Origin of the sequence: Oscillatoria sp. HE19RPO (assembly GCF_024220515.1) — a bacterium.
Lineage (GTDB): Bacteria > Cyanobacteriota > Cyanobacteriia > Cyanobacteriales > Laspinemataceae > Laspinema.
In genome coordinates this window covers 1-22,374 of the sequence record NZ_JAMXOT010000007.1, presented here as the reverse complement: position 1 = coordinate 22,374, position 22,374 = coordinate 1, and the positions used below count along the sequence as shown (strand labels likewise).

Genomic DNA, 22,374 nt, shown 5'->3' with positions numbered 1-22,374 from the left:
GCTTCGGGAAGCGCCCGTGGAGGCGCTTCCCGAAGCGCCCCTACAAATACTGCTTGAGGTGGCTCGTTTTTATAGACCTATTACAACCGGATTCCGTATAAGATACTCAGGTTCAAATCTAATGAGGGGGAGTTGTGACATCAGCGGTACAACAGATCACCTGTCACCCAAACGGGTCTTTCTTGATTCTTTTTCTATTGAAATTTTATATCTTGTTTTTAAACGGATCGGATGCCATAAAAAAAGCAGAAACAGAAAAACCGGAAATCATTCTAGGCCAGTTAGTCCGTTAATTTTAACCATCCCCGGCGGACAGCGTAGATCAGGCGATTAATCGAGCTTTGTTCTTCTTCGCTGAGACTCTCTTGTAAGAGGATTGCTCTAAGATATTGTCGGTGTTCCGGGGTGAGTCGTCCTGACCAATAAATTTGAAAGAAGAGTTCGGAAAGATTGGTGGGAGGAATTAAAGAGTGAGTATTCATGATTGAAGATGTTAAATTTGGGAGGGTCTATATCTAATATGACCCGTTTTTAAGGCTTTGACTGCGATCGCATACCCGATGCTCAAGTGATATCGATCGGTCCATTGCGTGATTTGCATCCGATGATCCCGGGAAACACCTTCGGATCAAAACTATCACCGAGAATTGTCCGCCCCCTCTAGTTGGAGCAATTTCAGGAGTAGAGATTAAAGATTGAATTTGAGAGCGGGTGAACTTTTTAAAATTTAATTTAAGGGGATAAATTCAAGCAAAACCTTGACCAATTGCTGGTTAAGTAGGAACCGGAAATCCCTTAAAAAAAAGAGTTGCCAAAGTAACGAGGCGATGGAATATCAGCATCAGGTTGGGCCGGACCAAAGGAGAACCAGGAGCTGGACCCTATTGAAGCCCGGGAGTCAGGGACCGAACGAGTCAGTCAAATCGAGGATTGACCCAGAGTCGAGAAAGGTGGAAAGTTTTTGTCAGAGAGAATAACGGTTTGTTAGCCTGAATATTGCGAGTCTAAATGAATTGAACAATTTATCAACAGAATGGGAGCATCTTGCTCCGGATCGGGAGTAGGGAGCAAGATCCTCCCACGGATCAATTCTGCGGTCAGACTGCGGCAAGAGGCGCTATAGAACGATCTGAATTCTATTACCTAAATCGGCTATCATAACCTTGAAGGGGGCGGTTTAAACTCGGCGATGCACATTCTATCCGCCCACTCCAGTCTGGCGGCTTTCATCGCTAGTTCTCGTCAGTTAGCGTTTGTTTTTTAAACTCCCCACTCAACCCTTGAATCAAAAACTTATGATTCCGACCCAGGGACGGTTCTGGCAATACTTGACCCCGATAGGCATACTGGCTGCAACTTACTTGCTTGCGGCGCTTTTAGCCATTTGGATTCCAGGATTGGATCAAAATCTGTTACCCTTTGGGCCACCGGCTGGAGTTGCCTTGGCTGGACTGGTGTTATATGGGGTGAAAGTTTGGCCCGGGGTGGCACTGGGGGCGTTTTTATATGCCCAATCCCAGGGAATGCCCTACTGGGTAGCGGGTGTTGGGGCGATCGCCTGCGTAGTTCAAGCCATAGTAGGGAAGCGTCTCCTGCAAAGGGTTGAGTTTGATCCGGCCCTGGAACGGCTGCGGGATGTGGGTTCATTCATCGGCATCGGCGCAATCCTCTCGACCATCATAAACCCCAGCGTCTCTGTCGCGATCCTGACCCGGGCTGGACTGCAAACCTGGACTGAAGCGTCAACCCAGTGGGAAATGTGGTGGTTAGAAGATGCAATGGGAGTATTATTAATCGCCCCAATCCTCTTAACTTGGAGCCGATTCCGCAAGAGTGATATCCAATCTAAAGGGTGGGTCTTACTTGCCAAAATCTTAGAAATCATCGTCCTCTCCATCTTGCTCCTCACCATCAGTTGGGTGGTGTTTTGTTCGCGAACCCGGGTTTATATTGCCGACTATCCCCTAGAATATTTACCCTTTCCCCTGGTGATGTGGGTGGCCCTACGCTTTGAGTTGCGCGGGACGGTACTCGCGAACCTGTTAGTAGCGACGATGGCAATTTGGGGGGTAGCCCGAGAAAGTGGACCCTTTCTCAAACACGCCAGTAATGTCGAACAAGCCCTTTTTTCCCTGCAAATCTTTATGGGAGTAGTGGCCGCTACAGCCCTGATTTTTGCCGCAGTCATGGCTAGAAGGCGACAAGCGGAAGAATTGCTTCGCCAGGGGGAAGAACGGCTGAATAATGCTCAAAGAATCGCCCAGGTGGGTAACTGGGATTTAGACCGCGATCGCAAATTGCTCCATTGGTCCGATGAAATTTATCGGATTCTGGGAGAAGAACCGGATAGCTTTGCACCGAATCACGAACAGTTTCTCAAATACGTTCATCCGAGCGATCGCACCGAAGTCCGCAAAGCCTTTAAAAAAGCCATCACAGAAGATCAACCCTACTCCCTGGAATATCGACTTTTACGCCGGGATGGGGAAGATCGCATCGTTCATGAACAGTGCGAAATTAGTCCGTTGCGGATTACCGCAACCGTTCAAGATATCACCCCTCGGATTCGGGCCGAAGCCGCCTTACGCGCCAGTGAGGAACGATTCTCGAAAGCCTTTCAAGCCAGCCCCTTGGGGATCAGCATCAGTACCCGGGCTGAAGGCCGGTTTGTGGATGTGAATCACACTTTTTTGCAGCTACTGGGGTATGCTCCCGCAGAAGCGATCGGCAAAACTTGGGAAGAACTCGATGTCTGGGTCCATCAAGGAGATTACCTCAACCAAGTGCTCAGTAAATTAGAGCAATTGGGCTCAATCCGAGACCTCGAACTCCAATTTCGCAACCAATCTGGAGAAATTCGCGATGCGCTGCTGTCCATTGAACCGATTGATCTCGAAGGAGAACCCTGTCTGCTGACAATGGTCAGTGACAACACCGAACGCAAACGCGCTGACGAATTCCGCAAAGCGAAAGAAGCCGCAGAAGCAGCGAACCTCGCTAAGAGCGCCTTTCTCGCGAATATGAGTCACGAACTGCGAACCCCCCTCAATGCCATCATCGGTTACAGCGAAATTCTCCAAGAAGATGCCGAAGATTTGGGTCAATCCGATTTCATTCCCGACCTGCAAAAAATTCACGGAGCCGGAAAACAGTTACTCTCATTAATTAGTGATATCCTCGACCTCTCCAAGATTGAAGCCGGTCGGATGAGTTTGGAATTAGAAACCTTTGCCATTGATACCCTAATTTGGGAAGTGGTGACGACCATTCAACCCCTAATTGATAAAAATGGCAATCAGTTAGTGATTGAATGCCCGGAAGATATCGGCCCCTTTCATGCTGATATTACTAAGGTGCGGCAAATGCTCCTCAATTTAATGAGCAATGCGGCTAAATTTACGAAACAAGGCAAGATTGAACTGCGGGTAAGGCGCACCCGGGAAAAACCCTTAAAAGGGGAAGATTCTTCTCTAACAGCCCGTTCCCCTTATGAAGTCGCAGGTCAAGAGTGGATTTTCTTCCGCGTCAAAGATACTGGGATTGGCATGACTCGGGAACAGTTGGAGCAGGTGTTTAAACCCTTTACTCAAGCCGATGCCTCGACGACTCGCAAATATGGAGGGACGGGTTTGGGTTTGACGATTACCCAGAAATTCTGTCAAATGATGGGGGGAGATATTAAAGTCGAAAGCGAGTTAGGTCAGGGGTCGCAATTTACCCTGTGGCTACCGGCAACTGTCGTTGCTCCGATTGTATCTCGGGAAGATGAAGAAGCGATGGTTGAGGGGGATGATCCGTTATCCGGTTGACACCTCAGATCGGTTAAGTGGGTAAGCTGCCGTAGTTCAAATTTGCAAAGAATTTTAGCCACTGGGTCACCCCTGACCCCTTCAGGGGTGTTCCCTGTTTCTGGCTCAATCCACAAGTCAAGGGAGCATCTCAAGAAGGCTCATAGACCTAACCGCCGGTGCCCCCTTCCCTACGAGGTCAGGGGGAGCAAGAGGTATAAATTCCCCTTTGAGGCCTTCTTGAGATGCTTCCCAAGTCAAAACAAACTGTGCGTCGTTACCCCTGAAGAAAGAAACCGGGTTTCTGGTCTTGGCTCTTTCATGCTATACCGAGGATCTAAGATCCCCGATCATTACCCGAACAGTTCTACCCGTTGTCGTTGCCGACTTTTTTTGTGATGACACTCCCGATTAATCTCGAAAATCCCTAAAAAATTTAACATTTATTATTGCTCCTTAGAAATACTTAATATTTTGTCTTAAAACCTGAGAATAACTGGGATTTGAGAATTATCAAAATTAGCCCATAATTTAGAGTTTTGCTGACGTCATGAAGCAGCAAATCAGGATAAAATATTAGCCTTGATGGAAAAAAAACCGGCAGGCGCGACGGAGCGTCTAATAGGTTTGGTGAATTGTTGGAGGACAACAGCAGTAAGATGGTCACATTAACACCCAATTCTAGCTTTAGCGTAACGATTCGCTTGCAACTTCTCAACCGAGCCGGAACCCTGGCCACCGTGACCCAGGCGATCGCCTCGGTTGGGGGGAATCTCGGCCAAATCGACTTGATCGAACAAACCCTGGCTCATACGACTCGGGATATTACCGTCGATGCTTCTAGTAGCGAACACGCCGAAGAGATTGTCCAAAAAATCAAGGGCATCTCAGACATTAAAGTTCTCAACGTTTACGATCGCACCTTTAACCTGCATCGTGGCGGAAAAATTACCATCGAAAATAAAATTGCCCTCAAAACTCAAGCCGATTTAGCGATGGCCTATACCCCGGGAGTTGGGCGAATTTGTATGGAAATCGCTAACCATCCAGAACAACTCTACAATCTGACCATCAAGCAAAATACCGTGGCGATCGTCACTGATGGTTCGGCAGTGTTAGGCTTAGGCAATCTCGGTCCCGGAGGCGCACTCCCCGTCATGGAAGGCAAGGCAATGTTATTTAAAGCCTTTGCCGGAATTGATGCATTTCCTATCTGTTTAGACACCCAAGATAGTGACGAAATTGTAGAAACGGTCAAACGGATTGCCACGGTATTTGGCGGGGTGAATTTAGAAGATATTAGTTCCCCCCGCTGTTTCGAGATTGAAGCGCGCTTGCGCCGAGAATTGGATATTCCGGTGTTTCATGATGACCAACATGGAACGGCGATCGTCACCCTCGCCGCCTCTATCAATGCCTTGAAATTGGTGGGGAAAGCGATGGAAGATATCCGGATTGTCATGAATGGGGCCGGGGCCGCTGGGGTGGCGATCGCCCGCTTATTACGCCAAGCCGGTGCCCGCTATATGACCTTATGTGACTCCAAAGGCATCCTCAGTCACGATCGCACCGATTTAAACGACGAAAAACGCGAATTTGCCGTAGAAAAAGGCGGCAACTTAGCCGATGCGATTAAAGGAACGGATATGTTTATCGGCGTCAGCGTCCCGGGAGTATTAACGCCGGAAATGGTGCGCTCAATGGCACCGGATCCGATCGTCTTTGCAATGGCAAATCCCATCCCCGAAATTCAACCAGAATTAGTCATGGATGATGTCGCCGTGATTGCCACGGGACGTAGCGATTATCCTAACCAAATTAACAACGTTTTGGCATTTCCCGGCATCTTCCGGGGGGCGCTCGATTGTCGGGCCCATACGATTACCGAAACCATGTATCTGGAAGCTGCTAAGGCGATCGCCTCCTTGGTCAAACCCTCGGATCTCAGCCGGGAAAATATCATTCCCTCCGTGTTCGACGATCGCGTAGTCACCGCAGTCTCCGCCGCAGTCCAACAGGCAGCGCGTCAAGAAGGTTCCGCCCGCCATTAAGTTTGCACAATAACAACCCGCACCCTCAAGGGTGGGGCTATACGGACAAAGCCCGCCTGCGCGGGCTCAGAGAGACTTTTAAAAACCCACACCCTCAAGGGTGCGGGTTTTTTATAGCCCCCTGGGCCCAAATCGCCATCACATCGCAACCGGGGAGATGGGGGAGATGGGGGAGATGGGGGAGATGGGGGAGATGGGGGAGATGGGGGAGATGGGGGAGATGGGGTGGATGTTCGTAGTAACGACTTCAGTCGTTATTCCCCGTTCGTAGTAACGACTTCAGTCGTTCTCTTGATGTTCAACGTCCCGACTTGCTGTCGTTTTATGGCTGAAGCCGTGACACTCACCAGGAGGGGCTTAAGCGCCTGTTTGGGAACTGGAGGATCCGGAAATGGGTGCGTTACTTGGCTGAAGCCAAGTAACGCGGTAACGACTGAAGTCGTTACTACGAACAATTTCCTCCATCTCCCCCTCGCAACCTGATCTGGGATGGTGCTGCGATCGCCACTTATATTACAATCTGTAAAGAACCATTACAGGATAGGCAGAATGCGGGTAGCGATCGCAGGGGCGGGACTAGCCGGAATGTCCACCGCCATTGAGTTAGTTGATGCGGGTCACGAAGTGGAAATCTTCGAGTCTCGTCCCTTTGTCGGCGGGAAAGTCGGCAGTTGGGTAGATGCCGAGGGCAATCACGTGGAAATGGGATTGCACGTCTTTTTCGGCTGCTATTACAACCTCTTCGACTTAATGAAAAAAGTAGGGGCAATCGACAGCTTGCGCCTGAAAGACCATACTCATATCTTTATCAACGAGGGTGGCAAAACCGGGGAACTGGATTTTCGGTTTATTACCGGCGCACCCTTCAACGGTTTAAAAGCCTTTTTCACCACCTCTCAACTCTCGGTACAAGATAAACTCACCAATGCGATCGCTCTGGGTACTAGCCCGATTGTCCGGGGTTTGGTGGACTTCGATGGGGCGATGAAAACAATTCGCAACCTCGATCGCATCAGCTTCGCCGACTGGTTCCGCAAACATGGCGGTTCTAATGGCAGTCTCAAGCGGATGTGGAACCCGATCGCCTACGCCTTGGGTTTTATCGACACGGAAAACATTTCCGCCCGCTGTATGCTGACTATTTTCCAGTTTTTTGCTGCAAAAACGGAAGCGTCGGTCCTGCGGATGTTAGAAGGGTCCCCCGATACCTACCTCCATCAACCGATTCTCAAATATTTAGAAGCCAGAGGCGCTAAAATCCATACCCGACGCCGAGTCCGGGAAATTCTGTTTTCTGAAGAGAGTGGAGAAACAGAAGTCACGGGATTGATTGTGGCGCAAGGGGAAACGGAAGAAACCATGACTGCGGATGCTTATGTCTTCGCCTGTGATATCCCCGGCATTCAAAAAGTCTTACCCCCGGCATGGCGTAAATGGCCGGAGTTCGATAATATCTACAAACTTGACGCGGTGCCCGTGGCGACGGTGCAATTGCGCTTTGATGGGTGGGTAACGGAATTGCATGATGCAAGTAAGCGTCAGCAGGTGGAGGAAGCGGCAGGAATTGACAATCTGCTTTATACCCCGGATGCAGACTTTTCTTGTTTTGCAGATTTGGCCTTGACTTCGCCTTCGGATTATTATCGCCAAGGGGAGGGTTCGTTGATGCAGTTGGTGTTGACGCCGGGAGATCCGTTTATTAAGCAGAGTAACGAGGCGATCGCCAATCATGTTCTGAATCAAGTGCATGAGCTATTTCCCTCGTCCCGAGACTTAAATATGACCTGGTACAGTGTGGTCAAGTTGGCGCAATCCCTCTATCGGGAAGCCCCAGGGATGGACCCCTATCGGCCCGCGCAACAGACTCCCGTGGGGAATTTCTTCCTCGCCGGAAGCTATACCCAACAGGATTATATTGACAGTATGGAAGGGGCTACTCTTTCGGGACGGCAAGCGGCAAAAGCGATTTTAGGGCGGGTGAATGAATTAACAAAGGAGTCCTAAACCCTTGGCGATCGGTTAATTAAAGTAAACGCCCGCACCCTAAAGGGTGGGGCTATACGGACGAAGCCCGCCTGCGCGGGCTAGTCTATTAAAAACAACTTTTCATAACCGCAGGACTTACAGATATTTTCCGAACCCGCCCTAAATGTAGAGGCGATTCGCGAATCGCCTCTACATTTAGGGTTGATTCTCAATATCTGCGTAAGTCAAAAACCCATTTTATTCTTTAGCCTGCGTAGGCAGGCTTCGTCTGTATAGCCCCACCCTTTAGGGTGTGGGTTGTTGGTTATCTATCAATATTAAACCTTTAAATTCTGATGACAAACTGGTTAGAACATAGCGTCTTAGTAGAAGTTAATACTCCGATTGATCATGTGTGGGGTCTGTGGTCGGATTTAGAGCAGATGCCGCGCTGGATGAAATGGATTGAATCGGTGCAGATATTAGAGGAAGACCCGGAATTATCGCGGTGGAAATTAGCCTCTGGGGGATTTGAATTTAGTTGGCTGTCTCGGATTTTGAAAATTGTACCGAATCAGATTATTCAGTGGGAATCAGTGGATGGATTGCCGAATCGTGGGGCAATTCGCTTTTACGATCGCCATCAAGAAGGCAGTGTGGTTAAGCTCACCGTCGCCTATGCCATTCCCGGGATTCTGGGACAGATTATGGATAATTTATTTTTGGGTCGTGTGGTAGAATCCACGATTCAAGCGGATTTAGAACGATTTCGGGAATATGCGATCGCCGACTATTCTCAACCGTAATCGCACCGGGAACTCTCAGTCTTATCCTTCAATCCACCGCTGATGCTGGAGTTAAGGGTAAAGTTACCGTAAAGGTCGTCCCCACATTGACTTCACTTTCTACGGAAATTTCACCGTGATGGGCTTCTACGCAGTTTTTCACAATCGTCAGTCCCAGACCCGTTCCCGGTATTTTACCTACATTTCTCGCCCGGTGGAAGGACTGGAACAAGCGTTTACGGTCCTCTATCGGAATGCCAATTCCGGCATCACGAATTTTAAAAATAGCCTGATTGTCTTGACAAATTAAATCAAAATAAATCGGGTTATTAGAAGGGGAATATTTGCAAGCATTGGTGAGCAAATTGCCGAGAATGTAGCGCAGGAGTTTTTCATCAAGACAGGCATCGTCAGTCGAACCGACTGACTGAAAAATAATAGCATGATGTTCGATATCGCTAAATTCCCGTTCTTCGACCAAATCCTGACAGAATTTGACTAAATCTAGGGGGTGCGGTTCATACTCCAATTTTTGATTCTCGACCTGACCCAGAACGAGCAAATCATCAATCATTTGGTCCATATATTCAGCAGTTTTCTGGATCATTTGCAGGTAGCTAAACCGTTGTTCTTCGGTTATTTTGTCTGCAAATCTTTCCAATAATTGGGATGCACATAAAATCGAGGTGAGGGGATTCCTAAATTCGTGAGTCACCATTGAAGTGAAGCTCGATTTTAGTTCATTCAGTTCCTTTTCTTGGGCAAGAGCTAGATTTAATTCTTCCTGAGCTTGTTGACGTTCTACAATCTCTTTTTGCAAGAGTTCGTTCGTCTCGGTGAGTTCAACGAGCTGTTCTTCAACGGATTGTTGTAACATCTCAATCACCCGATACATTTCCATTGGATCAAAGGCTTGCAGGAGGGTAGATTGGGTGACAATTCCTAACAGTTCCCTCTGTTCAGAGACGACAACCAACCGGCGCACAGACCACTGTTTCATCATCTGATGAGCGTTCCAGAGGGAGTCGTCGGGTTTGAGTGAAAATAACGGTTGACTCATGACGATCGCCGCTGAGGTGCTGTTCAAATCCAGATCCAGGGCATGAAATTGCACGAGGTCCCGTTCCGTCACCATTCCGACAGCGATGGGTCCGGGTTCCCGACGACTCTCGGATTGAGGGTCCGATTTGGGGGGAGAAATCGGGACGCCGTGAAGGGGACCCTCGGTGAGGTCAGAGTTCAGGGTTTCTGGCATCTGGGCGATCACCACACAGCTAACTTTATTCCGAGACATTAATTCCGCCAGGGACAACAAGGATGCAGTCGGGGGTGCCGTCACCACCCCGCGAGTCATCACCTCTAAAACCGATCGCGCCTTGAGGAGATTGACCGGCTGTAGCACTTTTCGGATACTACCATGACTCAAAGTTCCTAACACTTGACCCGTTGCATCGACCAAGGGCAAGTGACGAATGCCATGTTTCTGCATCAGGGAGAGGACTTGAAACAGGTCCCGAAACTCCGACTGAACTAAGGTAATCACCTCCGTTGTCATGACTTCGGCAATGGTGATATCTATAATTTTCACCCCTGCCGCACACAGATGCACCACATCCCGTTCGCTAAAAATTCCCCGTAATTGCTTACCCTCCATCACCAATACACAGCCGTCTCCCACGTCATCCAGGGGACTGAATGCCATTGATGCAGTCACATCGGTGAGGGCGCAACTGGCTCTAGCGTGAGCCATTTGGGTAATGACATCAATCAGGCGGGTATCCGGAGAAACGACCATCGGCGATCGGTTGATCGCTTGTTCTAAGTCTGGGGAATAGAAGGGTAAATGATTAGGTTGCAGCATAGTAACTCGACAGAAGGCTGAAGGGGACCCACAGAAGGGCGCTCGGAGTCCAAGGCATCGGAATCACCAGGGGTGCTTCTTTCTAAGATAAGCTAGAATTTTCTCAAATTTAAAATCTTTAACCCTTTAACCTAAGACCAGGGATGTTCAGTCAATTTACCACAATTCTGTTCTGATCAGACCAACCCTTCTCACCCAATGGGAGAAAGGGAGCAAAATCAAAGTCCCTCTCCTCCTGAGCTAAGTCGAAGGGTTGGGAAAGGGATTGAGGATGAAGATTGCAGGGGGTGAGATTTACCCTTTACCAGGTCGGGTCAATATAGACATTAATGGTGACCTGTTCTTGACCCCCAGGCACGCCAGAAATACAGGAACAAACGGTGCGATCGCCATCAATTTCGACTTCGCAAGCATGACAAGACCCCATCAAACATCCGGTCGGAATCGTAATTCCGGCCCGTTTCGCCACCTCTAGTAAAGGTTCTCCAACCTCTGCTTTGACTGTAATGCGATCGGGTAAAAAAATAACATCTATGCTCATAATTTTAGCTCTTGTGAAGGGTAATTATTCATTGTTCCCCACTCGCTCCACCCCGGACTCCTGTTCTCTTCTCCTCTTGCCCACCCAGGGTCCGGTCCTTATAACAAGGGAGTTAAATCTAAATGGGCTTCGACAATCGTTGCCAAAGCATCAATAATTTCTTCTCGTTGGTCTCGGTAGTTAGCAATCCCTGTGGGTAAAGATTTTAACCCTCTTTGATTGCGGAGACGATTTAACCAAGCCCGCCGCCAAGGTCCATTATCAAATAGCCCATGCAAATAGCAACCCCAAACCGATTGCTCTTTATCTACCAGCCCCAAATTCAAATCATCAAATAGAGGTTTAATATCTGGAGATAACGCGCCATTCACCCGTTCGCTCGGTTGCGTCCGACCCTGATGAATTTCATAACCCGTCACGGGTAAACCCGGGGTGGGATAATGAGAATTAACCACTCGTTGTCGGGACACTTTATGATTGGTAATCACGGTTTTAATCGGCAATAGATTCAACCCTTCAAATCGTCCTTCGACGCCTTCAACGCCTTCCGGGTCCGCCACAATTTGGCCCAACATTTGGTATCCGCCACAAATGCCTAAAACCGTTCCGCCTCCAGCCACATAGTTTTGCAACTCCTCCGCCATCCCCGTTTGTTTCAGCACGAGCAAATCGGCAATTGTTGTTTTAGAACCGGGGATAATCACCGCATCAGGATAGCCCAAAGATTGTTTGGGACTGATATATTTGAGTGTGACACTCGGTTCGGCTTCTAAGGGGTCGAAATCCGTAAAGTTAGAAATTCTCGGTAAGCGAATCACTGCAATGGTAATTTCACTCTCAGCTTTGTGAGTGGGAGGATTTAATAAACTGAGGGAGTCTTCTGCGGGAAACATTTCTGAGATCCAAGGAATCACCCCGAGGACGGGAATGCCGGTGTATTCCTCTAACCAGGTAATGCCCGAGTCGAGAAGCGATCGCTGTCCTCTAAACTTATTAATGACAACCCCCCGAATTAAGGCGCGTTCTTCTGGGTCTAATAAGGCTAAGGTGCCAACCACATGAGCAAATGCACCGCCTCGGTCAATATCGACCACCAGGACAGTGGGCGCGTTGAGATGTTTGGCAACGCGCATATTCGTTAAATCTCGATGTTTGAGGTTGATTTCTGCGGGACTTCCGGCCCCTTCACAGATGATGATATCAAATTCTTTGGCCAGGGAGTTCAAAGACTCAACGATCGCATTCCAACCCCGATCAAAAAACTTTTCATAATATTCTGCTGCGCCAACTTTGCCTTCGGGTTTTCCTCTGAGGATGACTTGGGACGTCATATCCCCTTGGGGTTTTAATAAAATTGGGTTCATTTCCACTTCCGGGGCAATTCCGGCAGCCCAGGCTTGCACTGCTTGCGCGTAGCCGATTTCTCCACCTTTGAGGGTAACGTAGGCATTTAAGGCCATGTTTTGTCCTTTAAACGGGGCGACACGCATTCCTCGACGATAGAGGATTCGGCAGAGGGCCGTGGCGATCGCGGATTTCCCGGCGTGGGAGGTGGTCCCAACAACCATAATGGCTTTCATAATGGCAGAAATGTCTGTTGTGGTTTTGCTAGAAGGTTGGAAATCGCACCCAACGATTGAGGAAATTATAAAGGCGATCGCCCCAGGATGGGGGTGGAATTTCCCCTGGGGACTGTTCCCATTCCGCCACCAGTTGCCGTCCCAAGGGAGTGAGGCGGAAACTATCGGTAATCCCTTGACCATCGACTTCTCGACGCAATACGCCCAGTTGGATCAGCCATAACAGGCTGTTTTCTACGCTTCGTTCGTTGATCGGCGATCGCGTATAGTGGTTTTCGACGCCGACTGCATCGACGATTGCCAATAACGGCACGCTGCGATCGCGCATGGTCACAAATAATTCTAGTTTAAAGGGCAAACACTTCATCCCCCGAGCCGCCCGTTTTAAGGTGCGTTGGGGATATGCAATGGGGTGGGTTTTCTGGGGTTGAACGGCAGTCATGGCGATCGGACGACTAGGGCCTATATAGTTTTAGATTAACTCCGATCTTACCCTCTCCAGCCCTTGATTTGAGCATCGTCGAACATAAAATGTACAGCGGATTCCCATGAGTCGCCTGATTTTAGACCCCTTGCCCGGGTCTCATTTAGATTGACAAAATGACCCAAAACTGATAACGCAAATTCTCCCAAATCGCCCCAGGGACTTTTGACAGGCTTTTGACCAGCATTTTCAAGAACCTGGCTTCCCTCAGAGGCGATCGCCTCCCTCACCCTTTCCCATTTGGATGAGTCATTCCATCTTCAAACAATTGAGTACGGAAATCTCCCCCTTAACTGCATCTTTTTTCATTGTCAAAATCAATCTTTTATGATAAAATCACAACACATCAAAGTTAGGAAAAAACAACATTTATGACCTTACCTGTTGGCACAGCAGCCCCGGCATTTACCGCCAGAGATACCAATGGCAACCTCGTCAAACTCTCGGATTTTGCCGGAAAAACCCTAGTATTGTACTTTTACCCCAAAGATGATACTCCGGGCTGTACCAAAGAAGCCTGTAGTTTTCGCGACTCCTATTCCGAATTTAGAAACAAAGATATCGCCGTATTAGGAGTCAGCCGAGATGATGAAGCGTCTCATCAAAAATTTACCCAAAAGTTTAATCTTCCCTTTCCCTTATTAGCGGATACTGATGGTTCGATTACCAAAGCTTATGACGTAGAAAAGGGTGAGAAAGCCAAGCGGGTCACCTACACCATTGACGCGATCGGCAAGATCTCCCAAGTTTACGAAGGGGACAATCTCAATACTGAAACCCACGGTCCCGATATTCTCGCCGCCATCCATTAAAATCGACTCAAAAGGGCGATCGCCCGGTTACAATACCCATTAAGTCTTAACATTCAGGAGAATACAGCATCCATGACTTTAGCACTCGGCACCATTGCCCCAGATTTCACGGTCAAAGATACCAACGGCAACACGGTTACCCTCTCCCAATTCAAAGGCAAAACCGTTGTCTTGTATTTTTATCCCAAAGATGACACCCCCGGTTGCACGAAAGAAGCCCAAGGGTTCCGGGATAGCTATTCTGAGTATCAAAGCAAAGAAATGGTGGTTTTAGGAGTCAGTCGCGATGATGAAGCATCTCACAAACTCTTTACCGAAAAATATGGGTTGCCCTTCCAACTCCTAGCTGATGTCGATGGTGCCATTACCAAGGCTTATGATGTCGAGAGTGGCAACTATTCTCAGCGAGTCACCTACGTGATTGATAGCGAGGGCAAAATCGCTCAAGTTTACGATCAAGTTAACACCAGCAGCCATGCTCAAGATATTCTAGCTGCCGCCTCCTAATTTCTAACCCCCTGGGAGGTAAAGTCCAGATTAGAAACCGGGTTTTTAAACAAGTTTTGGCAAATTGCCGCCAATTTAAGCAAAAACCCGGTTTCTTAATCCTTCCCGGTGAGAAACCGGGTTTTTAACCGAAGTTTTGGCAAATTGCCGTAAATTTAGGCAAAAAACCCGGTTTCTGGTCCCGGGGATTTAATCGCTACACAATGAATCCCCTAAATCCATCAGGATAACTGAGGAAAAAAGATTATTCCGGATAGAATCTAGGCTCACAAGTAACAGGGTCTTATGGGGTAGGCAGGAAGTCTTCCTCCTGTTGATATTACTGTGAGCAGAACCGATGAGTTTAGGCCAATCCTTCACTTTAAAAATTCTCCATGACACTTTTTTAAAAGTGTCCACTGCATCCTCCTCTAGCTTAACTGCTACCCAAAAAGTAGCGGTCAAAGCGGGAGAAACTGTTGAAATTAAAAGCTATGAATTGAGCGCCGGTCATTTCCGAGTGCAATTAGCCCAAGGAATCGCCCCAGTGGGTGAAACGGGCTACTTTTATGAAAAACACATCGAACTCATTCCCAACCTGGTTAACTGTACCTTCAACAGCGGTAACTCCGTCGAACCCCCGCCCGGTTTTGGGTTGCTAACCATCCTAGAAAGCACCAAAATCAAAGCCAAACCGGAAGACTCCTCGCAACTGAGCGATCGCGAACAAGCCGAACTGCAAGCGGGTCAAACTTTTTTAATCACGGGCCATGCTTGCGTTTCTAGCCATTTTCTAGTTTCCCTCTCCGAAGAAATTCCGGGATTTGGCAACCGGGGTTATCTTTATCATCCCCATGTTAGTCTCAAAAAAGATGGCTTGGCGATCGACTACGACCCCAACGCCATTACCCTAACTGTTCTCCAAAACAACCCCTTCAAAAAACAACCCATTGACTCTAGCCAACTCCCTCCGGAAGAACTCTATTCCCTCAAATCCGGTGAGATTTATGGCGTAGCCAGCTATGCAATGGAAGCGGGACATTTAAAAATTTCCCTGACTGAAAACCTGCCGCAATTTGGCAATACCGGCTATCTTTTCCCCGATTTTGTCCAATTAAATCGGGGCAATACTGTAATTAGTACCGGGTTTGGCCTCAGCTATCAAGGTCCGACGGAAGTTTTAGTCGAAAAACCTGTGATTCTCAAAGGCACTTATGAACCCCAGAAAATTACCACGGTCAGCTTATCCGCTGAAGATAAATTTTCCCTGCCGGTCCAATTAAATCCCAGTGCAGGCACTTGGCAAGTGAATCTGACCAATGGATTTAGTGGGGCAGGTGCGCGGTGGTTACGCCTCAAAGGAACCAATGCTCAGGGTCAATTGATTGGGTCGGACGTGATTAATATTACGGTCACCACAGATCCGGCAACGGTGGGCGAAGCTTTAACGTTAACAATTCAGCAGGACACCTTTTTTAAGGTTTCTCCAGTGGATTCGGGTAGTCTGAATACCCAGCAAAAAGTCTTAGTTAAGGCAGGCATGACGGTTAAAGTCAGCCGTTATGGATTGTTAGATGGTCATCTCAAGGTCACCCTCGATAGTCCGATTCAACCGATTGGTGAGTTTGGCTATTTTTATGAAGGTCATGTTCAACTCAGCAAAGGCAGTAAAGTCTTCAACTTTAATATTGAGGATGTCCAAATTTCTGGAACTCCCGCCCAAATGTTGGTTACAAAAACCACGTTAATTAAGGCGCAACCTGTGGATTCAGCGAATCTGGCTGCGGTGCAAAAAGCCGAGTTGCTGCTGGGTAAAACTTTGGGAATTACGGGATATGCCTGTACAAAGGGACATTTCCGGGTGACTTTGAGTGAATCGATTCCCGGTTTTGGGAATGTGGGGTATGTGTATTGGCAGCACGTTCAAATTAAGAATCGGAATCAGGTGGTGTCGTATGATTCTGATGCGTTGACGGCGACGATTCGGCAAACGACGGTGTTTAAGAAACAACCCGTGGATGCGGCGCGGTTGAGTGGGACGGATAAGGTGACTTTACCCCTGGGACGGGTGTATGGGGTGGCGAGTTATGCGATCGAATCGGGACATTTGAAAGCGTCGTTAACGGAAGAGTTTCCCGGGTTTGGAAATACGGGTTTTCTGTTTCCGGGACATCTGCTGATGCAGCGTGGGGGTCGCACCTTTGATCCAGTTCCGAATCACATCGAACTGAATGTGCCGTATTTTTCCCAACGGGATAATCCTCGCTACTATTGGTCTACCTGCAATGTGACCTCGATCGCGATGGTGTTTCATTACTATGGCATCCGGTCCAAGCGCGGGGGTCAGTTGGAGGATGAACTGCTGCAATGGTGTTTCAACTATGCCGGAGTCGGGTCCCAAACGGATCACAGTGTTTTATCGGCGATGGTCCGCGCCTATGGGTTTAAGCATAGCTTTAGCACCACCAGTACCTGGTCCGATGTGAAGAATGAGCTGATTAATCGCCGTCCGGTGGTGATTGCGGGATACTTTACGGCAACGGGGCATATTATCACGATTATCGGCTATAACCGACAAGGGTATATTGTGCAAGACCCTTGGGGAGATGCACTGACGGGTTATAGCCATTTGGAAGGACGCCGGTTGATGTATCCCTACAGCTATATGGACCGGGTTTGTGGTCCTGATGGCAATGTTTGGATCCATTCGATTCAGAAGTAGGTTGGGCATTGCCCAACATAATTACGGTGGGCATTGCCCACCCTACAATTGCTCTAAAAGACCAATGGGGCGGGGTAAAATTTAGGAACGGGAGGGTGCGATCGCCCTCCCGTTTCTCTGTTCATCAGTCCCTAGATGCTGGGATTTGAGTTGGTATTGTTATCCAGGCACAGCGGATCCCGACTCTAAAATCTTAACTCTCATATCCTCTGCCTGCGTTATCCTGAGCTTAGAGACGATTTAAGTATGCATCATTGACACTCAGGAGATTCAAGCGATGAGTTGGAACAGTGCTACCCCGGTACCCGATCGCATTTTTGCGAGTTTGCCCTACCTACTGCCCCTGATTGTGGCGGTGCAATTTGGGATATTTTTGTTCAGAGAGTTTCCCTTTCTCTCAATCTTCTTTGTCCCTCTACAACCTTTAATGAGCCTGTATTATGGCATTCCATTTGCGGGACTGATTATCTTTTTCGTCCTGCTGTTTGCCGTGGTTAGAAATGACAATATCAGTCGCTTCATTCGGTTTAATACCATGCAGGCGATTCTGCTGAATATTATCTTAGCCATCACGGGTTTGGTGGTGGAACTGCTCGGGAAGGCCCTCCCTACCTTGGCAGTGCAGACCCTGTTTAATATGCTGTTTTTGGGAACGATCGCAGCGGTGGTTTACTCGGTGGTGCAGTCCTTGTTAGGGCGCTATGCAGAAATTCCGACGATTTCTGAAGCGGTGCATATGCAGGTTCGCTAGAACTGACCAGCAGCCAGTGGCTGCTGGTGCAGCAATTTAGGCAGCCGACGAGTGACTGACTGACTATAGAACCAATGGGGTAAGACGTTGCCTGACGGTATTTTCTAAGCTGCCAATGCCTTCGATTTCCACCCGGACGCGATCGCCCACTTGCAATGGCCCTATCCCTTCCGGGGTTCCGGTCAATACCACATCTCCAGGAAGTAGGGTCATCACTTGAGAAATATAGGAAACCAAAACATCCGGGGGAAACACCATATTATCAATGACGCTCGATTGCACAGGTTCAGGGGCATCATTGACAAAAGTCTGTAAACCCGCTCCTGGACTGACTTCTCGGACAATCCAAGGTCCCAGGGGACAAAAGGTATCAAATCCCTTGCCTCGCGTCCATTGACCATCTTTTTTTTGTAAGTCCCTCGCCGTCACATCATTGGCAATGGTGTATCCCCAAATTTTCCCCGTTGCCTCCTCCGGCGTACAATCGACGCACCGTTCTCCAATCACAAGGGCCAATTCTCCCTCATAATCAACCCGCTCAGACTGAGGCGGATAGGCGATCGCGTCTCCATCGGCAATCACGGCAGTCGGGGGTTTCAAAAAGAGTAGGGGTTCTCTCGGAACCGGCGTTCCCATTTCAGCGGCATGATCTGCATAATTTTTGCCGACGGCGACAATTTTTGATGGAACGCAAGGCGCTAAAAGCCTGTACGTTTCTGGTTCTAGGAACCGTTCAGTCGGTTGTCCCTTTAACCAGGGAGGCGCATCAAGCAACTGAACGCCTCTACTCAATTGAAGTAATCCATAGTAAATCCGTCCCTCTGGGGTTTGGATTCGGACGTAGCGCTGTGCCATAACGTTGATTTATGCCCTCTGTCGTAGTGTGATGTTTGGCTCTTCTGACCCTAGTCTTAGGAGTTTTAGAATTAGTCTTAAGCACTTCTTTAGCACCCTCTTCATCGCCCCAAATGGTATCCTGTCCTTGGGTTAAAAAGATCTCCTTTTGTCATCACATCTAAAAAAAATATCTCATCACTTCACTCCTGTTAAATAAAAAAACTATCACTCTGCCTTGGGGTTGTTGTGACTACAAGAGTGAAGTAGCAAATTCGGGAGCGGGCTCACACAGGGGTTTCGAGGACTGATGAACTCAGGTGCCTAGAGAAATCAGAAAACCCCACAGGCTCAAGCCCGGAGGCACTTGCGGACGAAGCGATGCCTGCGCGGGCTGAAGCGAAAACCTACTTTTACCCACCGGATTTGGTATCACCGGATTGTCCCAGGCGATCGCCTGCCATCAATGCCATCAATGCCACAGGACTTTTTTGAACCCGGGTGCAGAAATCCGAAACCGATATGATAAGATAAAAAATTGCGCGTAAAATCAAGGCGAAAAGGGAGAGACTCCCTGAACCTTGTCATGCCTTGCTTCTTCACAACAATGGCCAAACCACAGCCAGTTTGACAAGATCGGCGGGCGATCGCGAAGCGTCTGTGCAGCAGAATCGCGCCTAGAGCGAAGAAGCCATTTAGTCCATAAGGAGATTTTCTTCAATGCGGTATATTTACGAAACCATGTACATCCTGCGTCCCGACCTCGGTGAGGAACTCACCGATGCGGCGATCGCCAAATATCAAGGCTTACTCCAAGAAAATGGGGTCACCACTGTTGAGACCCAACACCGGGGTAAGCGTCGCCTTGCCTATGAAATCGGCAAGCATCGCGATGGCATTTACATTCAAATGAACTATGAATGTGATGGCAGCCAAGTGGCCCCCTTAGAACGCGCCATGCGGTTGAGTGAAGACGTGATCCGCTATCTCACCATCAAGCAACCCGTTCGGGAAGTCGAGGAGGAAGAAGAGGTTGAGGCAACCGCTTAATCTGTTGCCACTCTAGCAACCCTCCCCTCCAAACGGTTGCATCCCTCGTCCTTGCCAATTCATTGACAGGCTCAAGGCGATCGTGCAACTATAAAAGATTGGCTGTCTATATTAAGCTCGGATCAGGTTCAGCCCTGATAAAAGCGGGGGCGATCGCTCATCTATAGACCGATCAACTCGCTACCTGTACGGCACACTCCACCAGAATTCTATGACTTACGCAATTATCGAAACCGGCGGCAAACAACTGCGAGTAGAACCCGGTCGTTTCTACGACATCGAGTTACTTCCTGTAGATGCCGAAGAAAGCATTACCCTGGAAAATCTCTTACTGATTCAGCATGAGGACCAGGTTCATATCGGTCAACCCTTTGTAGAAGGCGCGACCCTCCAAGCGACCGTCATGCAGCATTACCGGGGTCGCAAGGTGATCGTCTATAAGATGAAACCCAAAAAGAAAACCCGCAAAAAACGCGGACATCGCCAAGAAATCACTCGGCTGATGATCGACTCGATCAGCTTGAATGGGGCGGTGTTAGCATCGGCTGAAAATAACACCCCAGCCTCATCTACCCCCTCAACTGAGGCAGAATAAGAACAGAGGGAATTGAGGAGTCAGTTGGAGGGGCATTAAGCGATGGCGCAGTCCAGACAACGGACTCTCCCATTGAGCCCTTCCCGGTGCTACCCTTTCCCAAGATTTAATCCTGAAATGACTGAAGTAACACAGAGGAACTATGGCTCATAAGAAAGGTACGGGTAGTACACGCAACGGACGTGACTCTAATGCCCAGCGTCTTGGCGTCAAGCGCTACGGGGGTCAAGTCGTCCGCGCCGGAAATATCCTAGTCCGTCAGCGCGGCACCAAGTTTCACCCTGGACAAAATGTCGGGCGCGGCAGCGATGATACTTTGTTTGCCCTGATTGATGGGGTTGTCACTTTTGAACGCAAGGGCAAGAGTGGTAAAAAAATCAGCGTTTATGCAGTGGCAGCAACGGCAGAACCCGTGGCAGTGGAAGCATAAATGGCTTAATCCAGTCCAAGGGATTAACAAGAGGGCAGATGCGATCGCGTCTGCCCTTTTTTTCATGCTTTTTTCTGACAAACAACAATAAAAACCCACACCCTGAAGGGTGGGGCTATACGGACGAAGCCTGCCTACGCAGGCTGAAGAGTAAAATAGGTCTTTTATACCAAATCCGGTGGGTAAAAGTCGGTTTTCGGTTTTAGCCCGCGCAGGCGGGCTTTGTCCCTGTAGCCCCACCCTTCAGGGTGTGGGTTTTTGCAGACCTTTAACAACTGAATGGAGTATTCTACCAAATCCGGTGGGTAAAAGTCGGTTTTCGGTTTTAGCCCGCGCAGGCGGGCTTTGTCCCTGTAGCCCCACCCTTCAGGGTGTGGGTTTTTGCAGACCTTTAACAACTGAATGGAGTATTACAACCGGATTTCGTATCCCCCACCGTAATAAACTTACCCATCGCCAGGAAACCAGATGTTACAAAACGTAACTAAATGCGCCAGCGATCGCCAGATAACTTTAGACTGAAGTGTTGAAACAATCGCGTATTCCTTCTTTAAATTCAGCTATGTTTCCAACTCATCGCCCTCGCCGTTTGCGTCAGCACCCCCAACTCCGCCGAATGGTGCGGGAAAATCTCCTCACCACCAGCGACTTAATCTATCCCCTGTTCGCCGTCCCAGGGGAATCTGTTGCGAAGGAAGTCACATCCATGCCAGGAGTCTATCAACTCTCGGTGGATAAAATTGTCGAAGAAGCTAAAGAAGTCTATGACTTAGGCATTCCCGCCATTATCCTGTTTGGCATTCCCGAGGACAAAGATACTGAGGCAACCGGCGCTTGGCATGATTGCGGAATTGTCCAGAAAGCAACTGCTGCGGTGAAAGCAGCGGTTCCCGAACTCCTCGTAATCGTGGATACCTGTCTGTGTGAGTACACCAGTCATGGACATTGCGGCTATTTAGAAGTGGGGGATTTAATGGGGCGGGTGCTCAACGATCCCACCCTGGAGTTGCTGAAGAAAACGGCGATCGCCCAAGCGAATGCTGGTGCAGATATCATCGCACCGTCCGGGATGATGGATGGCTTTGTTCAGGCAATCCGGTCTGGATTAGATGGGGCGGGATTTGAAGATATTCCCATCCTGTCTTATGCGGCGAAATATGCCTCCGCCTATTATGGCCCGTTCCGAGATGCGGCAGATTCCTCTCCCCAATTTGGCGATCGGCGCACCTATCAAATGGATCCGGCTAATGGTCGCGAGGCCCTGACTGAAATTGAACTGGATATCCAGGAAGGGGCGGATATGCTGATGGTTAAACCAGCCCTCGCCTATATGGATATTATCTGGCGCGTCAAACAGGCGAGTAACCTGCCTGTTGCCGCTTATAACGTCTCTGGGGAATATGCGATGGTTAAAGCTGCTGCCCTCAATGGCTGGATTGATGAGGAACGAGTCGTCTTAGAAACCTTAACCGGCTTCAAGCGCGCTGGTGCGGACCTGATTCTCACCTACCATGCGAAAGATGCGGCCCGTTGGCTGGCAAACCAGTCGTAAGCGATCGGTTTCTAAAAACTCTCTTTTAAGGGGATTACAAAAAATAAATCATCCAACCGTTCAACTGAAAGGAAGTGTAGGGGCGCA

The 22,374-nt window shown here is 48.8% G+C and carries 18 protein-coding genes; 12 read left to right on the top strand and 6 right to left on the bottom strand.

Annotated features, from left to right (window positions below; genetic code table 11):
* Positions 1–281 precede the first annotated feature (281 nt).
* Positions 282–482, bottom strand: coding sequence for a hypothetical protein (locus NG833_RS00650; RefSeq protein ID WP_254563401.1), 201 nt, complete (start codon positions 480–482; stop codon positions 282–284).
* An 813-nt stretch (positions 483–1,295) separates the two neighbouring features.
* Here NG833_RS00650 and NG833_RS00645 point away from each other — a divergent pair.
* The 4 genes from NG833_RS00645 to NG833_RS00630 all read left to right on the top strand — a co-directional run bounded on the left by NG833_RS00645 (position 1,296) and on the right by NG833_RS00630 (position 8,610).
* Entirely contained in the window at positions 1,296–3,809 is a 2,514-nt protein-coding gene (locus tag NG833_RS00645; protein ID WP_254563400.1) for an MASE1 domain-containing protein, read from the top strand.
* A 638-nt stretch (positions 3,810–4,447) separates the two neighbouring features.
* Positions 4,448–5,839: a malic enzyme-like NAD(P)-binding protein gene (locus NG833_RS00640; protein ID WP_254563399.1), complete on the top strand. Its 1,392-nt coding sequence runs from the start codon at positions 4,448–4,450 to the stop codon at positions 5,837–5,839.
* A 549-nt stretch (positions 5,840–6,388) separates the two neighbouring features.
* Positions 6,389–7,843, top strand: coding sequence for a 9,9'-di-cis-zeta-carotene desaturase (zds, locus tag NG833_RS00635; protein WP_254563398.1), 1,455 nt, complete (start codon positions 6,389–6,391; stop codon positions 7,841–7,843).
* 317 nt (positions 7,844–8,160) lie between these two features.
* Complete coding sequence (locus NG833_RS00630) at positions 8,161–8,610, top strand: SRPBCC family protein (protein ID WP_254563397.1); 450 nt, start codon at positions 8,161–8,163, stop codon at positions 8,608–8,610.
* Positions 8,611–8,638: 28 nt separating this feature from the next.
* Here the strand turns inward: NG833_RS00630 and NG833_RS00625 are convergent, their stop codons facing one another.
* The 4 genes from NG833_RS00625 to NG833_RS00610 form a co-directional block, all read right to left on the bottom strand.
* Entirely contained in the window at positions 8,639–10,450 is a 1,812-nt protein-coding gene (locus NG833_RS00625) for a CBS domain-containing protein (RefSeq protein ID WP_254563396.1), read from the bottom strand.
* 301 nt (positions 10,451–10,751) lie between these two features.
* Positions 10,752–10,991 (bottom strand): 2Fe-2S iron-sulfur cluster binding domain-containing protein, encoded by a 240-nt coding sequence (locus NG833_RS00620; protein ID WP_254563395.1) that lies wholly within the window; start codon positions 10,989–10,991, stop codon positions 10,752–10,754.
* Positions 10,992–11,089: 98 nt separating this feature from the next.
* Complete coding sequence (gene cobQ, locus NG833_RS00615) at positions 11,090–12,571, bottom strand: cobyric acid synthase CobQ (protein WP_254563394.1); 1,482 nt, start codon at positions 12,569–12,571, stop codon at positions 11,090–11,092.
* Between the two features lie 28 nt (positions 12,572–12,599).
* Positions 12,600–13,013 (bottom strand): Npun_F0494 family protein, encoded by a 414-nt coding sequence (locus NG833_RS00610; RefSeq protein WP_254563393.1) that lies wholly within the window; start codon positions 13,011–13,013, stop codon positions 12,600–12,602.
* Positions 13,014–13,426: 413 nt separating this feature from the next.
* On the opposite strand from NG833_RS00610, the gene NG833_RS00605 reads away from it, so the two are divergent.
* The 4 genes from NG833_RS00605 to NG833_RS00590 all read left to right on the top strand — a co-directional run bounded on the left by NG833_RS00605 (position 13,427) and on the right by NG833_RS00590 (position 17,826).
* The gene (locus tag NG833_RS00605; RefSeq protein WP_254563392.1) at positions 13,427–13,867 is read left to right on the top strand and encodes a peroxiredoxin; all 441 of its coding nucleotides are present in this window, start codon (positions 13,427–13,429) and stop codon (positions 13,865–13,867) included.
* Positions 13,868–13,939: 72 nt separating this feature from the next.
* Positions 13,940–14,374, top strand: coding sequence for a peroxiredoxin (locus NG833_RS00600; protein WP_254563391.1), 435 nt, complete (start codon positions 13,940–13,942; stop codon positions 14,372–14,374).
* Between the two features lie 337 nt (positions 14,375–14,711).
* Complete coding sequence (locus NG833_RS00595; RefSeq protein ID WP_254563390.1) at positions 14,712–17,075, top strand: C39 family peptidase; 2,364 nt, start codon at positions 14,712–14,714, stop codon at positions 17,073–17,075.
* A 277-nt stretch (positions 17,076–17,352) separates the two neighbouring features.
* A complete protein-coding gene (locus NG833_RS00590) occupies positions 17,353–17,826 on the top strand; it encodes a Tic20 family protein (RefSeq protein ID WP_254563389.1) in 474 nt (157 codons plus the stop codon).
* Between the two features lie 63 nt (positions 17,827–17,889).
* On the opposite strand, the gene NG833_RS00585 is transcribed toward NG833_RS00590, so the two are convergent.
* Entirely contained in the window at positions 17,890–18,681 is a 792-nt protein-coding gene (locus NG833_RS00585; RefSeq protein WP_254563388.1) for a fumarylacetoacetate hydrolase family protein, read from the bottom strand.
* A gap of 699 nt (positions 18,682–19,380) precedes the next feature.
* Here NG833_RS00585 and rpsF point away from each other — a divergent pair.
* The 4 genes from rpsF to hemB all read left to right on the top strand — a co-directional run bounded on the left by rpsF (position 19,381) and on the right by hemB (position 22,287).
* Complete coding sequence (gene rpsF / locus NG833_RS00580) at positions 19,381–19,710, top strand: 30S ribosomal protein S6 (protein WP_254563387.1); 330 nt, start codon at positions 19,381–19,383, stop codon at positions 19,708–19,710.
* 211 nt (positions 19,711–19,921) lie between these two features.
* Complete coding sequence (gene rplU, locus NG833_RS00575; protein ID WP_254563386.1) at positions 19,922–20,305, top strand: 50S ribosomal protein L21; 384 nt, start codon at positions 19,922–19,924, stop codon at positions 20,303–20,305.
* A gap of 142 nt (positions 20,306–20,447) precedes the next feature.
* Positions 20,448–20,735, top strand: coding sequence for a 50S ribosomal protein L27 (rpmA, locus tag NG833_RS00570; RefSeq protein ID WP_015146648.1), 288 nt, complete (start codon positions 20,448–20,450; stop codon positions 20,733–20,735).
* 562 nt (positions 20,736–21,297) lie between these two features.
* Positions 21,298–22,287, top strand: a complete 990-nt coding sequence (gene hemB / locus NG833_RS00565) for a porphobilinogen synthase (RefSeq protein ID WP_254563385.1) — start codon at positions 21,298–21,300, stop codon at positions 22,285–22,287.
* The last annotated feature ends 87 nt before the right edge of the window (positions 22,288–22,374 follow it).